This is a genomic window from Acinetobacter sp. YH01006, from assembly GCF_013420445.1.
GTDB classification, from domain to species: Bacteria; Pseudomonadota; Gammaproteobacteria; order Pseudomonadales; family Moraxellaceae; genus Acinetobacter; species Acinetobacter pseudolwoffii.
Window position 1 is genome coordinate 15,328 of record NZ_VOYB01000016.1, and the last position, 26,833, is coordinate 42,160.

19 protein-coding genes and 1 pseudogene are annotated in these 26,833 nt (G+C 38.4%); 11 read left to right on the forward strand and 9 right to left on the reverse strand.

Annotated features, from left to right (window positions below):
• The first annotated feature begins 4 nt into the window (after positions 1–4).
• The 11 genes and pseudogenes from glmU to FTT73_RS12450 form a co-directional block, all read left to right on the forward strand.
• Positions 5–1,369 (forward strand): bifunctional UDP-N-acetylglucosamine diphosphorylase/glucosamine-1-phosphate N-acetyltransferase GlmU, encoded by a 1,365-nt coding sequence (gene glmU / locus FTT73_RS12400; RefSeq protein ID WP_180191494.1) that lies wholly within the window; start codon positions 5–7, stop codon positions 1,367–1,369.
• Positions 1,370–1,381: 12 nt separating this feature from the next.
• Positions 1,382–3,220, forward strand: coding sequence for a glutamine--fructose-6-phosphate transaminase (isomerizing) (gene glmS / locus FTT73_RS12405; protein WP_180191495.1), 1,839 nt, complete (start codon positions 1,382–1,384; stop codon positions 3,218–3,220).
• A 456-nt stretch (positions 3,221–3,676) separates the two neighbouring features.
• A complete protein-coding gene (locus FTT73_RS12410) occupies positions 3,677–3,943 on the forward strand; it encodes a DUF1778 domain-containing protein (RefSeq protein ID WP_010325590.1) in 267 nt (88 codons plus the stop codon).
• Positions 3,933–4,424 carry a GNAT family N-acetyltransferase gene (locus tag FTT73_RS12415; RefSeq protein WP_071850529.1) on the forward strand — a complete coding sequence of 164 codons (492 nt, stop codon included), beginning with the start codon at positions 3,933–3,935 and terminating at the stop codon, positions 4,422–4,424. The genes FTT73_RS12410 and FTT73_RS12415 overlap by 11 nt, the downstream gene beginning before the upstream one ends.
• Positions 4,425–4,874: 450 nt before the next feature.
• Entirely contained in the window at positions 4,875–5,687 is an 813-nt protein-coding gene (locus tag FTT73_RS12420; RefSeq protein ID WP_010325588.1) for a heteromeric transposase endonuclease subunit TnsA, read from the forward strand.
• Entirely contained in the window at positions 5,671–7,779 is a 2,109-nt protein-coding gene (locus FTT73_RS12425; RefSeq protein WP_180075472.1) for a Mu transposase C-terminal domain-containing protein, read from the forward strand. The genes FTT73_RS12420 and FTT73_RS12425 overlap by 17 nt, the downstream gene beginning before the upstream one ends.
• Before the next feature lie 16 nt (positions 7,780–7,795).
• Positions 7,796–9,478: an AAA family ATPase gene (locus FTT73_RS12430; RefSeq protein ID WP_180191496.1), complete on the forward strand. Its 1,683-nt coding sequence runs from the start codon at positions 7,796–7,798 to the stop codon at positions 9,476–9,478.
• Between the two features lie 2 nt (positions 9,479–9,480).
• Entirely contained in the window at positions 9,481–11,019 is a 1,539-nt protein-coding gene (locus tag FTT73_RS12435; protein ID WP_180191497.1) for a TnsD family Tn7-like transposition protein, read from the forward strand.
• Positions 11,007–12,629: a Tn7-like element transposition protein TnsE gene (locus FTT73_RS12440; protein ID WP_257224500.1), complete on the forward strand. Its 1,623-nt coding sequence runs from the start codon at positions 11,007–11,009 to the stop codon at positions 12,627–12,629. The genes FTT73_RS12435 and FTT73_RS12440 overlap by 13 nt, the downstream gene beginning before the upstream one ends.
• A 317-nt stretch (positions 12,630–12,946) precedes the next feature.
• The gene (locus FTT73_RS12445) at positions 12,947–14,317 is read left to right on the forward strand and encodes a phosphomannomutase CpsG (protein WP_166135073.1); all 1,371 of its coding nucleotides are present in this window, start codon (positions 12,947–12,949) and stop codon (positions 14,315–14,317) included.
• Between the two features lie 182 nt (positions 14,318–14,499).
• Positions 14,500–15,095, forward strand: a pseudogene (locus tag FTT73_RS12450) (IS66 family transposase); the annotation flags it as partial.
• Between the two features lie 249 nt (positions 15,096–15,344).
• Here FTT73_RS12450 and FTT73_RS12455 read toward each other — a convergent pair.
• The 9 genes from FTT73_RS12455 to FTT73_RS12495 all read right to left on the reverse strand — a co-directional run bounded on the left by FTT73_RS12455 (position 15,345) and on the right by FTT73_RS12495 (position 26,827).
• The gene (locus FTT73_RS12455) at positions 15,345–15,761 is read right to left on the reverse strand and encodes a hypothetical protein (protein WP_159123838.1); all 417 of its coding nucleotides are present in this window, start codon (positions 15,759–15,761) and stop codon (positions 15,345–15,347) included.
• Between the two features lie 13 nt (positions 15,762–15,774).
• On the reverse strand, positions 15,775–18,111 hold the full coding sequence (locus tag FTT73_RS12460) for a fimbria/pilus outer membrane usher protein (RefSeq protein ID WP_180191498.1): 2,337 nt from the start codon (positions 18,109–18,111) through the stop codon (positions 15,775–15,777).
• A gap of 22 nt (positions 18,112–18,133) precedes the next feature.
• On the reverse strand, positions 18,134–18,838 hold the full coding sequence (locus tag FTT73_RS12465) for a molecular chaperone (RefSeq protein WP_180191499.1): 705 nt from the start codon (positions 18,836–18,838) through the stop codon (positions 18,134–18,136).
• A gap of 76 nt (positions 18,839–18,914) precedes the next feature.
• Positions 18,915–19,454, reverse strand: coding sequence for a hypothetical protein (locus FTT73_RS12470; RefSeq protein WP_159123841.1), 540 nt, complete (start codon positions 19,452–19,454; stop codon positions 18,915–18,917).
• A 650-nt stretch (positions 19,455–20,104) separates the two neighbouring features.
• On the reverse strand, positions 20,105–21,121 hold the full coding sequence (galE, locus tag FTT73_RS12475; RefSeq protein WP_180191500.1) for a UDP-glucose 4-epimerase GalE: 1,017 nt from the start codon (positions 21,119–21,121) through the stop codon (positions 20,105–20,107).
• Positions 21,114–22,781 (reverse strand): glucose-6-phosphate isomerase, encoded by a 1,668-nt coding sequence (pgi, locus tag FTT73_RS12480; protein WP_180191501.1) that lies wholly within the window; start codon positions 22,779–22,781, stop codon positions 21,114–21,116. The genes galE and pgi overlap by 8 nt, the downstream gene beginning before the upstream one ends.
• Positions 22,781–24,037, reverse strand: coding sequence for a nucleotide sugar dehydrogenase (locus tag FTT73_RS12485; RefSeq protein WP_180191502.1), 1,257 nt, complete (start codon positions 24,035–24,037; stop codon positions 22,781–22,783). Before FTT73_RS12485 ends, pgi begins: the two co-directional genes overlap by 1 nt.
• A gap of 27 nt (positions 24,038–24,064) precedes the next feature.
• Positions 24,065–24,940 (reverse strand): UTP--glucose-1-phosphate uridylyltransferase GalU, encoded by an 876-nt coding sequence (gene galU / locus FTT73_RS12490; RefSeq protein ID WP_180191503.1) that lies wholly within the window; start codon positions 24,938–24,940, stop codon positions 24,065–24,067.
• A gap of 12 nt (positions 24,941–24,952) precedes the next feature.
• Positions 24,953–26,827: a nucleoside-diphosphate sugar epimerase/dehydratase gene (locus tag FTT73_RS12495; RefSeq protein WP_180191504.1), complete on the reverse strand. Its 1,875-nt coding sequence runs from the start codon at positions 26,825–26,827 to the stop codon at positions 24,953–24,955.
• Between the last annotated feature and the right edge of the window lie 6 nt (positions 26,828–26,833).

Here is a 26,833-nt window from a genome sequence, read left to right on the forward strand (position 1 = left end):
GAACATGTCAACGACTGTTATTATTCTTGCTGCAGGTAAAGGCACGCGGATGCGTTCAAGCTTACCGAAAGTATTACAACCACTTGCAGGACGTCCTTTACTGGGTCATGTCATTGACACAGCAAAAAAATTAAACGCAGATAATATTATTACCATTTACGGGCACGGTGGCGAGCAGGTTCAAGCTGCTTTTACAGCGCAAAAAATTAAATGGGTTGAACAGAGCGAACAGCTGGGGACCGGTCATGCCGTACAAATGACTTTACCTGTCCTGCCCCAAGACGGCGTATCGCTGATTCTTTCCGGTGATGTACCCTGTATTAACCCGTTCACCTTGCAAAAATTACTCGATGCCACTGCAGAAACTGGCATTGGTCTGGTCACGCTCACCTTGCCAGATGCCAATGGTTATGGTCGCATCGTGCGTAAAAATGGTCAGATTCAGGCCATTGTTGAACATAAAGATGCAACGAACGAGCAACGTCAGATCCAAGAAATTAATACTGGCATTTATGCGGTCAGCAATGCCAAGTTGCATCAATGGCTGCCAAATTTAAGCAATGAGAATGTTCAGGGTGAATACTATCTGACCGATATTGTGGCGATGGCTCTGGCCGATGGTATGCAGGTTGCTTCGGTAGAACCTGAACAAGCCTTTGAAGTTGAAGGCGTAAATGACCGTGTGCAACTGGCAGCATTAGAACGTCAGTTTCAGGCATTTCAGGCCAAACAGCTGATGCAGCAAGGTGTACATCTGATTGATCCGAGCCGTTTTGATTTGCGTGGTAATTTAACTGTCGGTCAAGATGTACAGATTGATATCAACGTAATTATCGAAGGTGATTGCGAGCTGGGCGACCATGTTGAAATTGGTGCTGGCTGTATCATCAAAAATACCAAGATTGCAGCTGGGACTAAAGTGCAACCTTATAGCATTTTTGACAATGCTATCGTTGGTGAAGATACCCAGATTGGCCCTTTTGCACGACTGCGTCCGGGTGCGAAGCTTGCTGCCGAGGTGCATATCGGTAACTTTGTAGAAGTGAAAAATACCACGATTGGCGTAGGCTCTAAAGCCAACCACTTCACCTATCTCGGTGATGCTGAAATCGGTGCCGGTTCTAATATTGGTGCAGGTACCATTACCTGCAATTATGATGGTGCGAATAAATTTAAAACCATCATTGGTGATCAGGCTTTCATTGGTTCGAACAGTTCATTGGTTGCACCTGTGAAAATTGGCAATGGGGCTACAGTGGGTGCAGGCTCGACGATTACTCGTGATGTGGAAGACAACAGTTTAGCGGTAGAACGTTCTAAGCAATTTGCCAAAGAAAACTATCCACGTCCGCAAAAAATCAAGAAATAAGGGGGAATAAATATGTGTGGTATCGTCGGTGGCATTGCAGAACGTAGCATTACCAATATTTTGATTGAAGGCTTAAAACGCCTGGAATACCGGGGTTATGATTCAGCAGGTTTGGCACTCATCAACAATAGCCAGGTCCTGCGTGAACGTCGTGTCGGCAAGGTCGCGAACCTTGAACAGGCCGTGAATGAATCACAGATCAGCGGTTCACTTGGCATTGCACATACACGCTGGGCAACCCATGGCAAACCGACTGAAGAAAATGCCCATCCGCATATTTCTGAAAATGTGGCAGTGGTCCATAACGGAATCATTGAGAACTATCAAGAACTTAAAGATGATCTTGAAGCTTTGGGTTATGTCTTTACTTCACAAACCGATACAGAAGTGGTTGCACATCTGATCAATGACGCCCTGAAATCTACCCCAAGCTTAATGGAAGCTGTGCGCCAGGTGGTACCACAACTCAAAGGTGCTTATGCCCTAGGTATCGTGCATACAGATCATCCGGATGAACTGATTACCGTACGTGAAGGTTCTCCACTCGTCATTGGTGTGGGGATTGGCGAGAACTTTATCAGTTCTGACCAGCTGGCGCTGCTCCCGATTACCAACCGTTTTATCTACCTGGAAGAAGGTGATATTGCGCGTTTGACCCGCAGCACGATTGAAGTTTTCGTCGATGGTCAACTGGTCGATCGTCCGGTCAAGGAACTGGATGCTGCGGTCAGCAATGCCTCTAAAGGTGAATATAAGCACTACATGCTCAAAGAAATTTATGAGCAGCCTGAAGCGATCAAACAGACCATTTCCCAGGCTTTAAATGGCAATGACCTGCGCAAAGACTTTCTTGCCAGTGCGGAACAGGACTTCGCAAAAATCCAGCAAATCCAGATTATTGCCTGTGGTACCAGCTATCATGCCGGCATGATCGCCAAATACTGGTTTGAACAGCTGATTGATCTGCCGTGTCAGGTCGAGATTGCCAGCGAGTTCCGTTATCGTACGCCAGTGATTGTGAATCACACACTCTATGTGTGTATTTCCCAATCTGGTGAAACTGCCGATACCTTGGCTGCATTACGTGATACACAGAAACGTGCGGCGGCCAAAGGGCTGGACATCACTACGATGACCATCTGTAATGTCGCTACATCATCGATGGTACGTGAGACCCAGCATAGTCTGTTGACACTGGCAGGCCCAGAAATTGGTGTGGCATCTACCAAAGCCTTTACCACCCAGCTTGCTGCTTTAATGCTGTTGGTATTGAAAATTGGTTCGGTCAAAAATAGCATTTCTACAGAACAGATGACGAAGATCAGCACGGAACTCTGGCATCTGCCTAAAGTGATTCTGGACACTTTACGTCATGATGATGAAATTTTAGGTCTGTCTGAGCTGTTTGTTGAAAAGCAGCATTGCCTGTTCCTGGGCCGTGGTACGCACTTCCCGATCGCACTGGAAGGCGCACTCAAGCTGAAAGAAATTTCCTATATTCATGCTGAAGGTTATGCTGCAGGTGAGCTAAAACATGGTCCATTGGCACTGGTCGACAATGACATGCCGGTGGTGATTCTGGCACCGCAAGATGACATGCTGGATAAACTGAAATCCAATATGGAAGAAGTTCAGGCACGTGGTGGCGAGCTATTTGTGTTTGCTGATGAAAACAGCGGCATTAAAGCCAAAGAACGCCAGCATGTGGTACATATTCCGGCAGTTAATGCAGTGTTGGCACCGATTGTATATAGCATCCCGGTGCAGTTACTGTCTTATCATGTGGCAGTGCTGCGTGGTACAGATGTCGATCAGCCACGTAATCTGGCAAAATCGGTTACGGTAGAATAATTAAAATTGAATCAGGGCTGGGGAATGTTTTTGAGTAATAAAGTTAAATACTAGGTAATAAATAATCATACTTAGTAATAAAGTTTCATACGAATTTTCAAAATAAAGAAAATATATTCATTATTTTCAGTATTTTGTAATTTTGGTATGAAACTTTTTTTTATTTTGATAGAATTAAATTTAGACTAGCCCTGCCTATAGTATGATACTTTAATAAATACAATATAATTTTGGAACCAATAAAAACAAATACTTATGCACAACAAAGGATGAAACTTTATTACTCTCATATACCTACTACCTATTCTTATTCACCCCCCTCATTTTGGTTCATATTAAACCACTGATTTTCTATTCAAATATTTCAAAACAAAATATGCAAATTTGAATCTTAAACCACCACCTTAATCTGCTATAATTTGTACATCATACTGATGTACAAATTGGTGGAAAAATATGACTAACTTAGCAACAGAACGAATAAATGTTCGTTCAACTGTAGATGCAAAGAATGTAATTGAGCAAGCTGCGAATTTATTGGGTCTTAGTGTGAGTTCCTTTATGATCCAGTCCTCATTTGAACGAGCAAAAGAATTACTTAAATCTAATCACGAGTTAAAAGTAAATAATGCTGATCGTGATATGTTAATGAATTTGCTTGAAAATCCACGCCCTGCAAATGATGAGATGAAAAAATTAATGAGTTTATTGGATGAAAATTGAGGTTTTACAAGCCCATCATCAGAAAAAATCATTTAATTGTGGGCAAGATGATTTAAACAAGTTCATCAAACAATACGCATCTCAGCATCAGAAATCAGGAACAAGTAAAACCTATGTTGCTATTGATGATGATACACAGCAGGTGCGAGGATTTTATTGCCTATCAAGTACCTCTATTGGATTTGATGGGGTTGATGCGGTTCTCACTCAACGATTACCTCGTTATCCACTCCCTTGTGTAGTTATAGGTCGCTTTGCCGTTGATCAAACTGCCCAAGGGCGAGGAATAGGAAAAGTGCTTTTAGCACATGCGCTTAAACAAGTTTCAAAAGTTGCTCAAATTATTGGTGTAAATTTTATTGTAATACATGCCAAGGATCAAAAAGCGATGGAATTTTATCAGCGTTTTGGCTTTATTTCATTAACATCAAATCCATTAACATTAATATATCCAGTGAGTGAAATACCTAATTTTAATTAAATGGCCTACTAGCAACAGGAGTGACTAGTAGTAGATTACGAACAAGAATAGGTGACGGACTTATTCAGCAATTTGCAATTTATGAAGACTAATGAGGAAAAGTCAGTTTTTCTCAAGCTGATTGATAAAAAACCCTAGGAAAATTAATATTTTGGCTACCAAACAATTCAATAGTAGCTCATTTTATTCTAGAGTTTTCACTGGAATTTAAAATCATACTTTCAAAAGTAAAGAATGAAACTTTATTTTTTTAAATTTTTCACAATAAGATGAAACATTTTAAAATTAACCAGAATAAATATAATTAAATTATAAATATCAATAATTTGAAATAAAAAATATAAAACAAAATATAAATTTCTGGAAAAAAGTAATAAAGATACATACCATATTGAATAATAAACAACCTAATGATATGCTCAAAAATATACTAAAGCAGGTTAAAAAAATATGTTAACCAAAGAGCAACAACTAAAATGGATAAAAGAAGGACGTGGTCAAGGCTTTCTAAGTAAATACAAACCCTTCTTGACAGTTAAGGATAATAAATCCCTAAACAACCGCTCAAGTCGAGTATATGGCTATAAAACCGGTCGAACTCATCACTTGTTTTCAGATTTAGAACTCGCTGTTTTTTTGATTTTAGATAGAAATATTTTTATCAAAGATATTCGAGAACAAATGCCACTGAATTTAAAAGAAACTGAGGATTTGGCGCGTACTTTTTCCCTTTATCATCCAATGAAAAATGGTATTGCACAAACACTAGTTTCTACATTTTTTATTGTCAGTGAAGCTACTAATGCTCCCCCTGTTTATGTCATCAGAGCTATTTCTCATACTGAATTAGAAAATTTAAATATTCTTGAAAGTCTCGAGTTAGAAAGACGCTATTGGCAAAAAGAAAATATCCCTTGGTATCTTGTTACAGAAAAAGATATCCCTCTGACGGTCGTTGATAATATTAAATGGTTATATCCTGCAAATTACTCAGAAAGTAAAAATCACACTCCAGATAAAATCAACTTCTATTATCAGCAATTTATAAGAAATTCTCATCTGAGTCTAATTGAACTATCAAAATATATTGATGTTCAATATTCATTAGAACCAGGAGAATCACTATTAGAAATCCGCGAGCTCATTGCTCAGAGGTACTTCGTATTTGATATCAACATTAGTTATAGAAAAATCACATGTGGCAATATAAAACTCAGTGAACAAGATTCATGGGAGGTCATCTGCAATGCTTCGAATCAATGATGTTTATGAGCTTGATGAGAAAAAGTATCGCATCCTCAAAGTATATACAGATCATATAATTTGGATAGAACTTGAAAATCAAAAAGCTTTACCTGAATTGTATACAAGATCTACACTCATCGAGGCAATTGAATCGGGCAACATAAAAATTACTACAGATCCTTTTGAAGACATGTCTTTGATGGTATTAGAAGAAAACTCTGTCTATCAAATCAAACGTGACAAGAATTTAGCTATTATAAAACCTATAATTGAACATGAAAAATTTTATGATTCAAACATACGTGCATCTTTGATTAATGAAATTGTAAATCAAAAGATTACCACTAAACAGACTATATATCGCTTACTTCGCCAGTATTGGCAAAGAGGAATGACCCCCAATGCCTTAATCCCTCAGTATTACAATTCTGGAGGAAAAGGTGTTAAAAAGGCTGTAAATAATAAAAAATTAGGTCGCCCTCGTATTATTTCTGAAGGGACAGGTGCTCTTATTGATGAAGATATTGAAAGACTATTTAGGAGAGTCATCAATCAGTACATGCTCAATGAAAACAAGCATACTCTACCCTACACATATCGTAAGTTTCTTAGTATATATCAAAGCCTATATCCCGACATTATTGAAACTGAAGTCCCATCAATCTGGCAATTAAAATACTTTTATGATCGTGAATATAGTCCTATTCTAAAAATAAAATCACGAACTAGTAAAATTGAATATTTAAAAGACAAAAGAGTTTTATATTCAACAGTTAATACACATGTTCTCGGACCAGGATCTCGTTACCAAGTAGATGCTACGATAGCTGACATCTATCTTGTTTCTGACTCAGATAGAGGCTGCATTATTGGACGTCCAACCATTTACTTTATGATGGATGAATTTAGCCGTATGGTTACTGGCATGTACGTGGGATTAGAAAATCCATCTTATGTTACGAGTATGCTAGTTCTTCGTATGGCGATGTCTGATAAGGTCGATTATTGTAAAAAATTTGATCATGAGATTACTTTTAATGATTGGCCATGTATTGGATTACCTGAGGCAATCTTGGCAGATAGAGCCGAATTACTTGGACATCAAATTGAGAATCTCGAAAAAAACTTTGCCATCCGAATAGAAAACACACCTGCCTATCGTGGTGATTTAAAGTCAATTGTAGAGCGCTATTTCCGCACTATCCAGGCTGAATTTAAACCTTATGCACCTGGTGTAGTCCAAGCAATCAAAGAAAAGAAACGTGGTGGTAAAGACTACCGACTAGATGCAACACTCACTGTTAAGGAATTTACCCAGATCATTTTAAATTCTGTTCTCATTTACAACAACACACATGAACTTTCTTCTTATGATCGCGACATTGATATGCCAACAGATTTACCCTGCATTCCTATTCATTTATGGAATTGGGGCATACAGAATCGAACAGGTAAGTTACGCTCAGCATCAGAAAAAGCGATTTATATTGCACTACTTCCCCGCACAGATGGCACCCTCTCTGAGCTAGGATTAAAGGTTTTCGGAGTCTTTTATAATTGTAAAGAACTCATTGAACGCGGCTTGCTACACAGGAAAAGTGCTTCAAGACAAAGGCCTAAATTTAAAGTTGCTTACGATCCAGCTAACGCTGAAAAAGTTTATATATTTCATTCTGAAGATCATTCAGATTATTGGGAAGCACAACTTTCAAATCGTTCTAGAGAATTTAGAGGTTGTAGTTTTTGGGAGGTATGGCAAGTTCAACTTGAGCAAAAAATAACACGATCTCGCTACAAAATAAATGCAAATCTTGCACGTGCTGATTTAGAACAACGCAATGAAGATATCATTGAAAAAGCGATTTCTTCAAGATCTTCTACTCAAAAAAGTAATGCTCAACGTCTTTCATCGATACGGAATAACCGTAATCAGGCAAGAACTGAAGAAAGAGAGGATTTAAAGAAATCTACCCAAATCCAAAGCTCACAAAATGCGAAGGTTAGAGACAATATTATTCCAATCTCAGGAATTAAAAAAGCAGAAGACGAAGAATCCACCTTACTTCTTCCAACCTATTACGAATCATTATTTGATGAAGATGATGATTAAAACGAGGTAAATAAAAATGAAAGTTAATGCAGTTTATCATCCAAGTTTTGGGCAGTATCAAGGAAATCCTCTTATAGAAGCATTACCACCTGTACGTGAATTTTCAGAGGTGAAAAATGCACTAAAAAGTACAATTACCATTAACCCATCAGAAAAACATGAATCAGGTGTAGTTAGAGGTCACCTAATTGCTCAATTGATGAATAATTTTTTTCAACCGATTGCACGGCATATTCAATTGGAACAAAAACTCTCCATTATGCTTCGTGAAGGTTACGTAGGGCGTAATCTTGCAAATGGCTCTCTTAATTCACATCTACAGAATGGTTATGAGCGAATGATGACTGGTGATGTAAATGCCATTCGCTTTGAAGCAGCTAAGTCCACTGCACGAAGTATGTGTTTTATTGGCTGTTCAGGAAGTGGCAAAACTACTACATTAAATCGAATTCTCGCTACTTATCCTCAGGTCATTTTTCATGAAAAATATAATTTTACGCAAATTGTTTATTTAAAAATTGATTGCCCACATGATGGCTCTTTAAAAAGTTTGTGCCTACATTTTTTCAGAGCAATCGATCAAGCACTAGGGTCTGATTATGAAAGAAAATATGCATTAAAAAGACATGGTATTGAAACATTACTCAACTTAATGCGCCAGATTGCCAATTTACATGCAATTGGATTGCTTATTATTGATGAAATTCAGCATCTAAGTGTGAACAAGTCTGGAGGTGCAGATAAAATGCTGAATTTCTTTGTCACTTTGGTTAATGTGGTTGGCTTGCCAGTCGTGATGGTTGGCACACCAAAAGCTCGATTTATTTTTGAAGATGATTTGAGATCTGCTAGACGAGGGGTGGGATTAGGCTCAATTCTGTGGGAACAGATTAAAAATGAAGAAAACTTTATTCACCCACAGACAAAAAAAATAATTAAATCAGAATGGGTCGGATTTACTGAAGCACTTTGGAAGTATCAGTGGCTCAAAAAAGCAGATCTTATGATAAGTGAAGAAATCAGGAACTGCTGGTATGATCTCAGCCAAGGCATTCCAGATATTGTGGTTAAATTATTTGTATTAGCCCAAATGAGAGCAATTGAATCAGGGCTGGAGCGTATCACGGTAAAATTACTGAAACAGACATATGAACAAGATTTAATCCCAATTCACCCAATGATTAAAGCGCTACGCTCAGGTGATGCCGAACAAATTTCACAATTTTCCGATCTGATTATTCCCGAAGTTGATAAAAAGCTACTCCTCTTACAAGCAAAACTAGAGCAAAAAAAAGAGTTCATGGAAGATATTGATATCTATGATGGACATCAAGAATCTATTCATTTACATCGCCTACTGATTGAGCTGGGATACGAATCAAATTTATTAGCACCTCTAGTTAAAAAAGTATTCCGAGAGAATCCTAAATTTGACATGAAATCAGTAATGTCGATTATCCTAAGCTGGCTGCATGAGCAAAATGAGGAGTTCTCTTCACCTTCTAGTGCAAATAAACCACAAGATACACAAAAGATAAGAAAACAGAGAATTCAATCCAAATTATGGCACTCTCTTGATAATGATGATTTACGTTTTCAGTTCAGTCAGAAAGAAAATAAACAAAGCTTTTATGAACATCTAAAAAACCAGACTGATTATGTCATCAATATGGAAACTTTAATAAAAGAGGCAGGATAAATATGCTAAATTTTCCGGTTCCTTATGCTAATGAGTTAATCTATAGTTCAGTTGCTAGAGCTGGAATACGATTAGCAATTAATAGCCCAAAACAACTTTTAGATGAGATTTTCCAAGATCGTGAAGTTGTAGCGACAATAGATTTGCCCGCAAATTTATCAAAAATTTTAAAGCTGTTACCTGAAACACAATTTGATGCAGAAAAACTAATTTATCAGCATACTCTTTTTCCTCTTTATGCCCCATTTGTTCCAGAAGAGCGAAGACAAGAATGCATGCAATGGATGCTGAATAAATCAAATGGTTCAGTACATTTAGCCCTAGGAATTAATGCATCTTACATAGCAACTCCCACCTATTTGCAATATTGCCCAGGATGTATAAATGAACAGCTTAAACAATATAAAGAATACTATTGGTCCAGACTTTGGCAAGTCCAAGGTGTTACTTGTTGTCAAAAACATGGTGAACTTATACAAACAAATATAGAGTTTAGGTCACCACACAAACATGAATTTATTGCAGCTGATGTTAAAAACTGCCCGATTGTCACTCAGTCAGCAGCCAAATTAGATGATCTGTTCATCTGTAAAAAAGTAGATGAGCTTTTACAGCTTTGTCCAAAACAATCTGCAAGTTTTGAGCAATGGAGTCTTTTTTATAAGAAACTTGCTCATCAAAATAATTGTGTCCGAGGAAACTCTCATATTTTATATGACTCCATTTATGAAAAAATTTCGACCCGCTGGTCTAAACAGTTTTTAAAGCAATATCATTTGGACAATTTCAGTTCTGAAAATAGTTGGCTACGTAGTATTTTCCGAAAACATCGTAAATGTTTTAGCTATCTTCAACATTTAATTGTAATTGAAGCTATGAATGCAGGTAGAGACTGGTCATTTAATGAGATCTTAGTAACTGTTAATTCTTTACAACCAGTCATTAAACCACAATCTATAAAATTACAATCCTCGGATATAACAGAATCTCAAAATACAATTATATTAGAAAAACGAAAAAAATGGCTTGAGGCAATCAATCAAGACAGCATCAATGCATCAAGAAAACAAAATAGTGCTCTATATGCATGGCTCTATCGCAATGATAAAGAATGGCTACTTGAAACAAACAGTCATTATCAGCAACCTCACATACCTACAGGAAATAAAATTGATTGGGGTACACGTGATCTTGAAACCGTTAAACTATTAATCAATATTAAACAACAACTTATAGAAAACTTGGATTTACCTAGAAAATCAAAAAACTGGTGGATCAAGCAACTTAGGAATCCAGCTACTATTGAAAAAAATTTAGATAATTTGCCATTAACTAAACAGTTTTTAGATCAATATAATGAGGATATTAGCTGCTTTCAGATTAGGCGACTAACCCGAGTATTACTGCAATCATATTCAGCAAATGAACAACTGTCACGCTGGATCATCTTACGAAAATCGGGTTTAAGTGAAGAAAGAATAACAACTGAAGCAAATAATTTTTTAACGAACGTTATTAAACTTATTCATTGGGAGAATTAATTTTGGTTATTAGGGGTTTTCCGTTAAACGCTAGAATTTCATATATTGGGGCAATTTTTAAGAATAAACAAGAGAGAGATTGGAATATTAATCTCGGATTAGAATATGAAAAACAAAGGTTTTTTAAACATACTCGATTTTCAAGCATGCACTTGGTCGCACAACGGAGATGCTTAAATTCCTCAGTTGAATTGAAAGATGAAAATCATTTAACACTAAAATTTAAAATTAGCGATCTCACAAAATGGCAGGTCAGCAATAATATTGCGACAAAACAATTTCAACTCACACAGAAATTAACTGACCTTGATCAAAAATTTAAAAATACAATTGTACATTTGCCACAATTGGAACTTGCTAGAGCATTATTTTTTCATAATGCTTATTTTGCGAGAAATGCACTTTCACAAAATTTTTTAAGTCTGGAATTTGACGTTCAAAGAGTTTCAGAAAACCATGTGCTGATTACAGAACTATCCTCGAGTAATTTTCCCCCATCTCAATATAATCATCCTGGCATGCGCAACTTACTCGCTTGGATTTTAATCAACCCTGAAATCAGAAGAAGCTATGAAAGTATTGCTACTCATTTTTTTAGTGAAAAAATACAAGGTACAAATAAAGAATGGTGGTATTTCAATTTTGATCCCCCTTCTTTAGCAAATGTAGAAATAACTGTTAAAGCCTATTATTCTAAAAAATTGAATCAAATTTATATCAATGAAATTGTAGAGATTAAAGGATTAGAATCGAACTTACCCAAGAAGATTGATTTTTCTAGTTCGCGATTTACTCAAAATAAAAATACATCGTCTACAGGGAAATCAGGTACTTACTCAACCCGACAAGAGTCCGAATCTCCAGAAATTGATGATAGTCAAGAGGCTAATAGTGATCGTAAAATCCTTACTTTGCCTAGCTATCCTGTATTACTCAGCTTTTCCGATCCAGTTCTCACCCGTAAAATTTATAATAAAAAAAGAGCCAAGAACACATCCTTGCCTTCGCTGGAAGAGGAAATCCAAGACTATGATGCTGTAGGGACTGATGAAGCGACTAGGGTTGGAACAATTGGTCGTGGTGAATTTGAGGGTTTAGAAGATGAGAGTAATAATTTAGATTTGCTTATGGATCGTTTTGAAGCCTTCAGATTCATGATAGAAAAGTTTATTGAGCAAAATAATATTAAGGCGACAACCTCAAAACTCTATAAACTTCCTAGATTGCAGCGATCTAAACTCCACATAACTTTGGATGGAAACAAGCGCTCTCTAATGATTTACAGGTTGGATAAACTATTCGATCACAATTTCATAATCTTTGAAATAGATGTCACAGATAATGTGAAAAAACTTTCAACCCTAGTCCTCTGCTTAAATGATATAAAAGAGTTTGATGAGACATCAATTGAAGCAATGATGAAAAAAATTATGCAGTGTTCACTAAGATGGCCGACTTTAAAATATTTTGCAGACTATGGTTTGGCAAAAACCTTACATCATCCTAAAAATCTAAATGAACTTAATGAATCAAGTCAGGAGTTCGAACGATGGGTTGAACGATTCGATAAAATAATTAAGGAATTACTTAAAAAAATTAGAAAAGAATGAGACAGTGTAGATAAGGATACTGAACCGTACCTACCGATTTGTCGAAGGTCAAATATTCCAGCATAATTTTGTCGGTGATATCACCTTCCTCTACAATGGCGTTACCGCTTCACGTTTAGACAAACGTTATGGTTTAGCCTCAGTGGGAATGTTTCTAAATTATCTTTGAATAAAAGACTTTAGCTCGCTTGAATCTATATCCTAAAACCTCTGTAATTTTTTATGGGGTTTTTTGTTTTTTAATCTTGCCACATTATCTCTATACTATTTCAATACTTTATACCTTCGACTCTTTTTTGCGAATTTTGAGAAATCACATGACACAACTGACTTGCTTTAAAGCCTATGATATTCGCGGCAAACTCAGCACCGAGCTGAATGAAGAGATTGCCTATAAAATTGGTCGTGCCTATGGACAGATCTACCAACCGAAAACTGTAGTGATTGGCTGTGATATACGCCTCAGCAGTGACGGCTTAAAACAAGCCACCATTCGTGGTTTAAATGATGCTGGAGTCAATGTGCTTGATCTTGGCATGACAGGGACTGAAGAAGTCTATTTTGGTGCCTTCCACCTCGATGTGCAGGGTGGTATTGAAGTGACGGCCAGTCATAACCCTATGGACTATAATGGCATGAAATTGGTACGTGAAAATGCACGTCCAATCAGTGCAGCTACTGGTCTTAAAGAGATTCAGGCTTTAGCAGAATCAGGTCAGTTTATTGAAGTTGCACAAAAAGGGCATACTGAAAAATACAATATTTTGCCTGAGTTTATTGATCACCTGATGACTTATATTGATCCGGCAAAAATCAGCCCGATGAAACTGGTGATGAATGCCGGCAATGGTGCTGCAGGTCATGTCGTTGATGCAATTGAACAGAAGTTTCAACAGCTGCAGATTCCAGTGAAATTCGTGAAAATTCACAATGAAGCCGATGGCAATTTCCCCAACGGAATCCCTAACCCGATTTTAATTGAAAACCGTGACAGCACCCGTAATGCAGTATTAGAACATCAAGCAGACATGGGTATTGCCTGGGATGGTGACTTTGACCGCTGTTTCTTATTCGATGAAAAAGGCCAGTTTATTGAAGGCTATTATATTGTCGGTCTTTTAGCTCAAGCCTTCTTACTGAAACAGGCTGGCGAGAAAATCGTGCATGATCCACGTTTAGTCTGGAATACCTTTGATATTGTTGAACAATTCAAAGGTGAAGCAATTCAATCCAAATCAGGCCATTCTTTCATTAAAGAAAAAATGCGTGAACATAATGCGGTTTATGGCGGTGAAATGAGTGCCCATCACTATTTCCGTGACTTTGCCTATTGTGATAGCGGTATGATTCCATGGTTACTGGCAATAGCGGTACTATCTGAAACAGGAAAATCATTATCCTCTCTAGTCGAAGAAATGATTGCCAAATTCCCATGTTCAGGTGAGATCAACTTTAAAGTTGCAGATACTCAAACCACGATTCAAAAACTCTTTGATCATTATGCCGATCAAAAACCTGCTATCGACCAGACGGATGGAGTGAGTCTGGATTTTGGTGCATGGCGTTTTAATGTCCGTGCATCGAATACTGAACCTTTACTGCGTTTGAATATTGAAAGCCGTCGTAATCGTAACCCGCGACCGATGCAAGACTATGTTGATGAGTTAACTCAGCTAATTCAAAGTTAATTAAAATATTCATTAACAACTTAGATTAGCATTTGAAGTGCAACACCATGTTGTTGCCATAATACCTGACTCGAACTTTTAAAGCCGAGTCTTTTTCTTGGGCGGTGATTAAGGCGGTGAGTGATTTCTGCAATATAACCATAGCCGTAACTTCCAGCACTTTTTTGAACCTCATTCAGAATAATGCCTTAAAACAGCTTATGCTGCAAAAGTGGGTGATTCATGCAGATGAAACGCAGGTCACCATCATGCAGATGGGCGATGATGAGAAAAAACCGAAGAAAGGTTATGTGTGGGCCTATGCCACCACACAGTACAATCCAGTTCATGCGGTAATCTATGACTTTCAGGATAGCCGTTCAGGTCAGCATGCTGAAGAGTTCCTGAAAGGCTGGCAGGGCCATCTGGTCTGTGATGATTACAGTGGTTATAAAGCACGCTTTAAATCAGGCCAGGTCATTGAGGTGGCTGCATGGCGCATGCACGTCGTAAATTCCATGAACTGCATGTGACCAGGAAAAGTCAGATTGCTGAACAGGCATTAGTGCTGATTCAGAAACTGTATGCCATAGAAGCTGAACTCAGGAAAAAGACCGAGGGTACAGCAGAACACCGCCGCGAATACCGATAACAACATAGTCAACTGGTGATGCAACAATTGTATGAATAGCTCAACCAACATTATTTGACGGTGCCATCGAGTTCTCCAACCGCCAAGGCAATCAATTACAGTCTGAAGCGTTGGCTAGCTTTAAGTCGATATCTCGATGATGGCAATAATGATGTATCCATACCGCCATATTTGGCACGCTATTTATAAAAGGTGGCATTACTCATACCATTGTTCACGACAAAGGGCAGTTACAGGTGTCTCTGACTATGCCTGTTTCAAGATGGACATGATGATCTGACTGTCAGTAAATTTAGATGTTTTCATGCAGAAGCTCCTACTTGTATAGAGAAAATTCTAATTTTAGATCCTATTATTTGTAGGGGGGATTACCAGGGCTGTCCTAAATATAAGTATTTAGTAGATAAGATCCACATATAAACTATCTTTATAAACTCCAGCTGGAGTCAAGGCAGAAGGTTGCTCAGCCAGCTGTACCAATACAACAAATTTATTTAGGTTAGTTGCCGGTTGAGATATCGGCATATTCCAACGAGATGAGGTCGCCCCAGAAATATACATTTGTGTTCTTATTTTATGATTGCGCTCATTAACCAAATAACTGCTGCCATTAGTGCTGGTTAAGTTTTTAGAATTAAATTGAATAGCATAACTGCTATCACACCTTACAATAAATGAAGTCGCAGCTTGACTCAGATAAGAAGAATTCAATTTAAGTTCTGATGCTGTCGACCGTTCAATCTGACAACGTTGGGCATGACTTAGATTGGTCAATAATAGAGAGAACATAAGTATAATAAATTTAAGTTTCATTATTTTTCATCCTTTATTTACAGATAAGCGTAGATAGTCCGCTTTCTTCTTTTTGATTTTCTGTAACCATTAATTGTGCAAAGCAAGTTTTAGATTCAGTGCTGGTGATTTTAATATTGTAAGTATTTGGAATAAGCCCATATAATGTGACCGTACCATCAGACGAGATAGGATAAACCTCCCCACCATCATTATTGATATATAATTCTGAACCAGCTGTAAATTTATTATTATTACTATCCACAGGTAAAATCGTGACCTGTTTTGTATTATATATAGGAAAGTTAATAATATAGCCCCGCTGATCTAAAGCGGTAAGCCTCTTGGTTGCATAAGGAATTTTATCTTCAACAGGTAACTGATTCTGATCAAAACCAATATCATAATTTACATAAGGGATTATATCATGAACAAAGGTATAGCCTTTCTTATTCGTCTTGTCTACTACAGATAAAGACCTTAGAACATCGACATCCTGATAATCTCCTACACTAACAACAGAAAATGCATTATCAACCAACTTGGTAAAATTAAATTTATTATTCAGAAAAATAACCGCTCCACGATAATTTAGTTGTGATTCAGACTCATTATCTCCTTCTATATGATAAAAACCTAAATCCCCAACATCTGTTTTCAATCGCCCATTAAAATTATATAGTGTTTCATCATCCAGCCTATTTACACCTGTTTCATAGTCAAATCCAACCTGATTAGGATTACTTTTAACAAATTGTAATTTAGTTCTTTCCTCTGTTGAATGACTAAAATAAACTGCTTTATCATCATCAAAACTATAACTGAGTGATAAGACAACTCCAGAATCCCGATCATCACCGAATGAGCTAAAATAACTTAAACCTAGGCTCCCCTTCCTACCTAACCGACGATTAAACCCTAAATTTAAAGTTTTACGATCATTTTGAAAAAATAAAGGAATCTCATCTTCCACGCGTATTTCTTGCTGATGAAAACTCTGGGCAGCATAATTCAAATAAATATTATGTAGGAGAGGAATATTGCTCATTCCTCCATAAATTAAATACTCATACTTAGGATAAGTATAAAAATTATCCAGAGCATCACCTAAATATTTAAAATCTCTTTCTGTATATTTTGCACTTGCACCAAGTGAAACTCTTCCAAAATCCTTTGCAGCAGATAATCCATATGAATAATTAAACTTATTAAGTTCATCATGTGAAACTTGAACAACACTATCCAAAACCAAATAATGACTAATCGCTTGAGTCCATAGAAAGCCTAAATTTTGCAAGTCTTCGCTATAAGAAAAATTAGAACCAAGTGTTGTCCGATTAGATACCCCATAACGATAATAAAAGTTAGAGAAAAAATCACGATAGTCATCACTTTCTATATTATAGTTATAACGTAACTTCCCTAATGAAATATTATACTCACTGAGATCGGGCCTTAATAACCGATTTGTAACCAGAATAGGAAAACTTTGTACACTTCTATTTCCTAGTACATCTTCAACGACAATTTGTGCATTTCCTGCCTGTTGAATTTGTGCACCAGTTTGAAGATTAAAATCACCAGGACTGACTCTTTGACTATATATACTTACCCCATTAATATACAAATCAACTGTAGAAGGAACACGTGCACTTCCCTGTAAGGTTGGAGTATTCCAATAAATAAAATTTGGTCGCTCAGTAAAATTAGTTCCCCAGTTTAAACCGGCAAAACGTAAAGAATTAATTAATGGATTATATACTGTAGTTGTATCTCCTAAAGTAAGCTGAGTCATACTTTTAGGAAATTCAAAGTCAACACTAGTACTGAGTCGAGTAAAATACTCATTCAAAGGATGATTATAATAAGCTATTGAGTTCTTAAATATCCAATAATCTTTAAAAATACCGAGCTCTGTCATGCCGTTATATACAGAATTTATTTCTCTGTGTATTTTTGAATTTAAATAGGTAAAATCATAATTTACAAAACTTCCAAAGCTGGCTTTCTCTGGCATAGTCTGTAACTGAGAGATCTGTGTACTTGACTTAAATAGAGGAGTAGGTATCGTCAGATTAATTGTTTGCTCAGAGACATCAAAATTCGATTGAATATTCTGATCTGAAATAAGACAAAACTCATCCCGAGAAGCCATTTTTGATAATTTAGATATATCAATGTCTCGTTCCAACAACACACTACACTCTATATAAAAATTATTATCACTTTTTATTAAAATAATATCTATATTATGATCAAGCTCATTTATCCAGAGATTAGCAAAAAACTCTTCATCAGGATTCTGGTTAGCATTAGCATTACATAAGAATAAAATATTGACTAAAAAAATTATTTTTCTGTTTAACTGCATAATATAATCCTTGATTATAATTTTAATCCATAAGCTTTAACTCTACTTCATCATTTGACTTATCTGTCATTAATTTAACAAAATAATTCTGAGGATTATTTATTTTAACTCCTCCCAACTCATAGAAAATATTCTTATCTTCAAGTGCATATTTCATATTGTTGCTAGTAAAAACTTCTTTCTTATTCGAGTCTAAGATTTGTAACTTTGAAATTTGAACATGGGATTTTGCTTTATTTTTAACTACAAGCTTATCATTTTCAATATTAAAATTTAATTTTAGGTTATCTTGCTTTCCAATAAATAATGGCAGGTTAAAATTCATCAAAAAAGTAATAGATGATTCTTTTACAGGCTGAGGTAATTCCTCAATTATAATACGCCAGGCACCCTCTTCCCTACCATCTAATACAGATGCTATTGGACGATTAAACCCAACACGTATAACTTGTTTTCCATTAGGTTTCAAAATAAAATTTCTTGGATTAATAATAAGAGTGTTATCCTTCTCCAACACGTCTTCACCTTTATTATTTTGATCCCATTTAAATGCTTTTATTTCAAATATCTTTTTTTCTGCTTCATTTATAGATTCTAAAGTAAGTGTTGTTGTTTTTTGTTTTGTATCATTAAGTATATACATTTGTACTGGATCAATTGCCACATCAGCCTTTACCCCAGTCATAGAAAAAAAAGATATAATAAATAATTTAGCTATTTTTCTCATATTATAATTTTCCACTTAAAAATATAATAAGGCAACCTAACCCAACATAAATGTTAGGTTAGGTTGATTAAATAAATTAGTAGTAAGCTTTGATTAGATAGCGATCGGTATAATTACCTGCTAACTGTGTAGCATCAACTGCAGCATTAGTAACTGCAAGTGTATAATTATCAACTGCTTGACCGTTATGATTTGAATTACCAAACGGAACAGCACCTGCACCTTGTTTAGTTGTCACAATTGTTGTAGAAATTGTTTCAGATGCATCTGTTTCATGTCTAACAAACGTATTATTACTAGCGCCAGCATTTGCAGTTTGCAAATTCAGAACATAAGGGGTGTTTGTTGTAATTGAATAATTTGTACTTTGAGTTCCACCGGCAGCAGATAATAGTATTGCATTTCCACCAGTTAAAATACATTTCTTGTTAATTTTAAGTGAAATTGGAATTTCTTTTTCACAGCCTAAAGTATTACATTTACTCCAGTCAATTGGTGGTTTAGGATTATGACCTGGGCGTCCTGCAGTTTCCGCATCTGCTGCATAAACAACTGTTGAGCCAAAACCAAAGCTTAGTGCTAATGCTGCTAATACTGCTTGAGTCATTTTATTCATGATCTTCTCCATTCCTTAAAAAAAGAATATATTTATTTGTTTGAGTAACACTGGCATAAAAACTCTTTCTCATGATGAGTAAGGTTATGCAGCGTGTAGTTATCTTATTATCATTGATTAAAAAACATACACATACTTTATTATTCACAATATATTTTTCCATTTCCCCCAATTATTATTTTTTGTATGCCATTATTTTATATTAAATTATTTAAAAATAAGAATTGTTACATATAATTCTTACAAAACTCCCTCTAAAGCTAAAAAAGAACTTAGAAAATAGAAACTAATCAATTATAACTTAACCATATGATTTTTATATTTTTTAGGTAATTACAATCTCAAACCATCAATAATTTTTACAAATACTTACAATTTACCCGCAGATAGGTAAAAATAGTGTGATTCTGTTGTGTTTTTTTTGTTATTTTTCATACATCATCGCATTTACCAAAAATCTCATTACTATAGTTACTACCAATCTGACTTGACTGTGTTGCAAAATCCTAGCACTGAAGGCTTCTTCAGCAATATAATTCTCTAATGAAACAAGCCTACACCCAAAATCTACCGTACAACCAATTAATCCACCTACAATAAAATGGGAGCACAATATTGCTCCCATTCTTATTCATGCCACTTCAAGCATTTTAATGATAGCCCTTCGGATTCTGTTTCTGCCAGTTCCAACTATCTGCCAGCATATCTTCCAAGCCATATTGTGGTGTCCAGCCCAACTCTTGTACTGCACGGGTATTATCTGCAAAACAGGTCGCCACATCACCTTCACGACGAGGCACTAACTCAAATGGAATAGCAACGCCATTCACCTGCTCAAACGTATTTTTCACTTGCAGCACTGAACTCCCATGACCGGTACCAATATTCCAGGCACGACATCCTTGTGCAGTCAGACGATTATTCAAAGCGCATAAGTGTGCATTGGCCAGATCCACGACATGAATAAAATCACGCACACCGGTACCATCGACGGTGTCATAATCATGACCAAAAATAGACAACTTTTCACGACGGCCCACCGCAACCTGGGTTACGAATGGCATTAAATTGTTTGGAATCCCTTGCGGATCTTCACCAATTTTCCCACTTTTATGTGCACCGACCGGATTGAAGTAACGCAATAAAGCAATCGACCAGCGCTCATCCGAGATCGATAGTTTTTGTAATAACTGTTCAATAATCAACTTGGTATAGCCATAGTTATTAGTTGGCATTCCGGTAGGCATTTCTTCATTTAAAGGGGATGGATTATTTTCACCATAAACGGTGGCCGAAGAGCTAAAGACCAGTTTGAACACCTGGGCACGCTGCATCGCCTGAACCAGACTGATCGAGCCGGCAATATTATTATCAAAATAAGCGAGTGGAATCTGCTGACTTTCACCCACAGCTTTAAGACCGGCAAAATGAATTACCACATCAATCGAATTTTGTTGAAAGACCTGATCCAGTAACTGACTATCGCGGATATCCCCTTCGACAAAAGTCAGACTTTTTTGGGTCAGGTTTTCTACCCGGTTTAAGGATTCACCAGCACTATTGCAAAGATTATCCAGTACGATCACTTCATGTCCGGCATTTAATAATTCCACACAGGTATGTGAACCAATATAGCCGGCACCGCCCGTTACCAAAATTTTAGCCATGTGACTTTCCTAACAGAATTTTAATTAAGCCTTGGGTTGAACCATCCAGACCACTCAAGTCAGTCTGCTCTCCATTGAGGATTGGCAATAGCTGGTTGGCAATTTCTTTGCCCTTTTCTACGCCCCACTGATCGAATGGGTTAATGTTCCACAGCACGGATTGCACAAATACCTTATGTTCATAGAATGCAATGAGCATGCCCAAGCTATAGGGATTCAACTCTTGCATCAATAGTGTGGTACTCGGCTGATTACCTTCATACTGCTTATAGGCCGGCAAGCTCGCCAATTCAGTTTGATCTAGTGCTTCATTGCCAAAAGCCAGTAAACGCGATTGTGCCAGACAGTTGGATAAAGCCAAATGATGCTGTTCGACCAATGCTTCAGCACTGTCTGCATAGGTGTATTGCTGACTGTTATAGCGCTCTACGGGTGCAATAAAATCACAACTGACTGACTGAGTTCCCTGATGCAGCAGCTGATAGAAAGCATGTTGGGCATTTGGTCCGACCTCACCCCAAATAATCGGGCAGGTATCCAGCTGGACTTTCTCGCCATTGCGCTGGATCGATTTTCCGTTGGATTCCATCTCCAGCTGTTGCAAATAAGACGCAAAGTATTTCAGTCGCCCATCATAAGGCAGAATAGCATGGGTCTGGATATCCAGAAAATTGTTATTCCATGCCCCTAACAGGCCCATCAGCACCGGAATATTGTGCTCAAAAGGCTGATACTGAAAATGCTGATCCACTGCATAGGCACCAGCCAGCAGCTGCTTGAAGCCTGCAATCCCGATACTCAAGGCAATTGGCAGCCCGATACAGGACCAGAGTGAATAACGCCCACCGACCCAATCCCAGAGCAAGAGCTGATTTTCTGGAGCAATGCCCCATGCGGTCATTTTTTCCGGTTTAGTTGATACCCCAATGAAATGGTGCTTGAGAATATAAGGATGCTGACCTAAGGCTTTTTCCAGCCACAAGCGTACCGTTTGGGCATTGGTCAGAGTATCAATGGTCCCAAAGGATTTGGAGGAAATAATAAACAGTGTGGTTTCTGGACGCAGCTGATGCAACAGCTCAGACAACTGGCTGCCATCCATGGTCGAAACAAAATGTACGTTGAGTGGCTGGGCGGACTGGTATTTAAAATCAGACAGGGCATGGGTGACCATTAAGGGCCCAAGATCTGATCCTCCAACACCAATATTGACCACATCCTGAATCACCTCACCAGTGGCACCGCGACGCTGCCCGGCATGAATTTGCTCGACTAGAGCATACATACGCTCAAGCTGGGTATGTACCTCAGCCGCCAAATCGGCATGCAGCTGATCATGCTCTGGCAAGCGTAAGGCCCAATGCATGGCCGCACGCTGCTCGGTATAGTTAATTTTCTGATTTGAAAATAACGAACCAATCCATGATCTAAGGTTCTGCGCATCTGCCCATTCAATCAGACCCTGCATCACATTTTGATTGATTCTGTGTTTGCTGTAATCGAATAGCAGTTGTTCAAACTGAATGGAATATTTGTTAAAGCGTTGCGGATCGGCAGCAAATAGTTCTCGCAGATGCTCAGATTGCAGTTGTACTTTGTTCGAGGCGAGTTTCTGACACACCGTTTCAGTGTCGAAATTTGGATTTGAATGATTCAACATTAACGCCCCACCCCAATGTAATTAAAACCACGTGTCTTGACATAAGTCGGATCATACAGATTACGCCCATCCAGAATCAGGGGATGCTGCATCAGCTTCATCAGGTAAGGATAGTCCGGACTGCCATACTGTTTCCATGCCGTCATTAGACACAAGGCATGCGCCCCTTCCACCGCCTGATACTGGTCTGTACACAGGATTAAATCTTCCCGTGGCCCATAGACTTTTTCAATATTGGCCAGTGCTTGTGGATCATGTAATTTGACCGTCACACCTTGCGCCCATAAGGCGGTCAGCATGGCATGTACCGGAGACTGCTGGATACTCGGGGTATTTTCTTTAAAGGCTGCACCCCAGATCGCAATGACCTTGCCTTTTAAATCTCCACGGAAATAGTTCCAGAGTTTACGGAACAGTAATTCTTTTTGCTGTTCGTTAATATCCCAGACCTGTTCTAACAGCTGGTTTTTTACCCCGGAATCTGCCACTGCATGGGTCAGGGTTCGGATATCATGCGAAAAATTTTCCCCACCAAAACCGACTCCCGGAAACAGATAAGCAGAACCAATCCGGCTATCCGCCGCCATACCTTGCCGTACCTGTTCAATATCGATACCGAGTTTTTCTGCTACACCTGCCAGATCATTCATATAACTGATCCGGGTGGCTAGCATGCCGGAAATACTCAGTTTGGTAAATTCCGCGTCCAGAACCGGCATAAATAAATACTGCTGGGCGCGCGGGAACAATGGGCGTAATAGCTCCCTGATTTTAACCTGCGCATCGTCATGATCACAGCCAACGATCAACTGACTCGCCCGAACAAAACTGCGAATCGCATTGCCTTCCTGAATAATATCTGGGAGATAGATCCAGTCATCATTCGGCAAAAGTTGCTGGAATCGTTGAGTCCCGTGCAAGCCAAAGGTTGAAGCATTTACCATCAGTTTAGGATGAGCAAAACAGGCATGCCGGATCGTCTCCAACATCTGGAATGCCTGTTGCTCTTCGGTGGCATTAAAACTAAAGAAAAAAGCATCCTGATTAAAATCTAGATACTGAAAATCACAACAATTTAAAAAGCCAGATTTTTCCTGTTTTTGCAGCAAGTCCTGTAAAGATTCATCCTGGAAATAGATCCGAGCTGGCTCATCTGCACTAAAGCTATTACACCATACGACCTGATGACCACATTCAGATAACAGACCAGCCATGACCCCCGAAAACAGGGTTTTACCTAATACTGCGACTTTCATAATCTTCCTTTTTTATTCTTATTTTTCTTATACATCCAGTTGCTGGATTAATGCTTTAAACTCAGCACCCAGCTTAGGATGATCAACTCCATAATGCAATACAGCTTTTAGATACCCCAACTTGCTACCACAATCAAAAGTCTGACCTTTCATACGATAGGCCTCAACTGAATCTGTTTGCTGTAACATGGCAATCGCATCGGTCAGCTGGATTTCATTACCAGCCCCTCTTGGGGTTTGTTCCAAAAGCTGCATGATTTTAGCAGGAAAAATATAACGACCCACCACGGACAGATTCGATGGTGCAGTACCAACCGCCGGCTTTTCAACAATCCCTTGCATGACAATACTTTCACCTTCGGCAGGTGATTCCGCCACATCTACAATCCCATATTGATAGACTAAATTATCAGGTACCGCTTCGACCATAATTTGTGAGGCTTTAGATTCGTTAAAACGCTGAATCATCAAACTCAAGTCATTTTCCGGATCCTGATCCTTGACCAACACATCCGGTAATAGCACCGCAAAATCATCATCGCCAATCACGGCTTTAGCACATAGTACCGCGTGGCCGAGACCTAAAGGTTGTGGCTGGCGGACACTAATCACACTCATCCCCGCAGGTAAAATTTCAGTAATTTCTTTCAACAGGTCAGTTTTGTTTTTTTGCGCAAGCGTAGTTTCCAGCTCAAAGTTGCGATCAAAATAATTTTCAATCGAGGCCTTGGAAGAATGCGTGACCAGAATAATCTGCTCAATCCCGGCAGCGACTGCTTCACGCACCACATATTCAATCGCGGGACGATCTACCACAGTTACCATTTCTTTCGGAATAGATTTGCTGGCAGGTAAAAAACGCGTGCCGAGACCAGCCACAGGGAGAATTGCTTTTTTGATCATATCTATAAAAACCTAGTTCACTTTAATTTCGTTACCGCGTACATAACCATCCACATAATATTCCAGTTGTGCTAGCGCCCATTCAATGTCGGTCTGAGTCGCTGTAAGTTCATGCATGCGGTTAAATACTGCCAGAATTTCTGCCAATGGATAATGTTTTTCGATGGAACGTAAAATACGTGTATGCACAGTAATTTCTGTATTTTCTTCATCAATCAGCAGCTCTTCATACAGCTTTTCACCCGGACGTAATCCTGTATATTGAATTTCAATATCGCCATTCGGATTTTTATCCTCACGGACTTTAAGACCACTCAGGGCAATCATTTGTCGTGCCAGATCCTGAATCCGTACCGGCTCACCCATATCCAGCAAGAACACATCCCCACCCGTCCCCAAAGCTCCGGCCTGAATCACCAGTTGCGATGCTTCTGGAATGGTCATAAAGAAACGGGTCACTTCCGGGTCGGTCACTGTAATTGGGCCACCTTTGGCAATCTGTTGTTTAAACAGTGGTACTACGGAACCCGAAGAACCAAGCACATTACCAAAGCGTACGATACTGATTTGAGTCTGGTCCTGCACCTCTGCCATGGCTTGACAATACAGCTCTGCCATCCGTTTGGTTGCCCCCATGACGTTGGTTGGACGGACCGCCTTATCGGTCGAGATCAGTACAAAGGTTTCCACGCCTTTTTTTACCGCAGCATTTACGCTAAAAGCAGTTCCGACCGCATTATTTTTCAGACCTGCTAATGGATTACACTCCACCAGTGGTACATGTTTATACGCGGCAGCATGATAAACTGTCTGCACGCCATATTGTTCAATCACCCGTTCAAGCTTGCGTTCATCCAGCACCGAACCTAAGATTGGAATAATGTCACAATTGCCAGTTAAACGTAATTCTTTATCAATACTATATAAAGCAAATTCGGTTAATTCATAAATAATAATCTTGGTAGGCTGGTTTTTGATAATTTGGCGACACAGCTCTGAACCAATCGAACCGCCTGCCCCAGTGACCATCACCACTTTATTTTGAATATTTTTAGCTAAGAGTTCTGCAACTGGCGGTACAGGATCACGGCCCAACAGGTCAATAATATCCACTTCCTGAATATCCGAAATCCGAATGTCACCATCGACTAGTTTAGTCAGACCTGGAATTTCAGTAATTTTTAAATGTGCCGGTTCTAAAAACTTGATAATTTCACTTTTACGTACCCGCCCTACTGAAGGCAAGGCTATTAAAATTTCATCAACTTTTTTCTTAGTCATCACCTTTAATGCAGTCTGTGCATCATAGACTTTGAGCCGCCCCAACTGCTGTCCGGTCAACGAGCGCTTATCATCAATAAATAATACTGGCAAATGCTCATTAGAACGATATAAAGCTGCAGCAACCTGTTGACCAGCATGGCCTGCACCATAAATCGCGATGCGTTTTTTCTGTACGTCAGCCTGCAAATAGGAACGGATAATAAAACGGATGATGCCGCGGCTAAACCAGACCCAGGCAAACATCATAAAGCCGAACATCAACGGAATCGAGGTTGGAATAAAGGCTGGAGTGAAATAAGCCAAGGCATACAGGCCGGTAACAGCCAACGCTGTTGCTAGTCCCATTTTAATCATAAATACTTCATTATAGGTACGGACAATGAAGCGGTATACTCCACAGAAAAAAAGCGCTGCCACTGCAATCAAGCTAACCCAAAGTGTGCCAAAAGCCAGATTCGGCACCACGTCTGCCCCTAAGTCAAAGCCACGAATGACATAACACAGCCAGATCAAGATGGGAAAAGCACAAAAATCCAGAAGAATTAAAAATGCGAGTTTGGCTACTCGTGGTGACTCTACGAAAGGCGTAATGATAGATTTCACTGGATG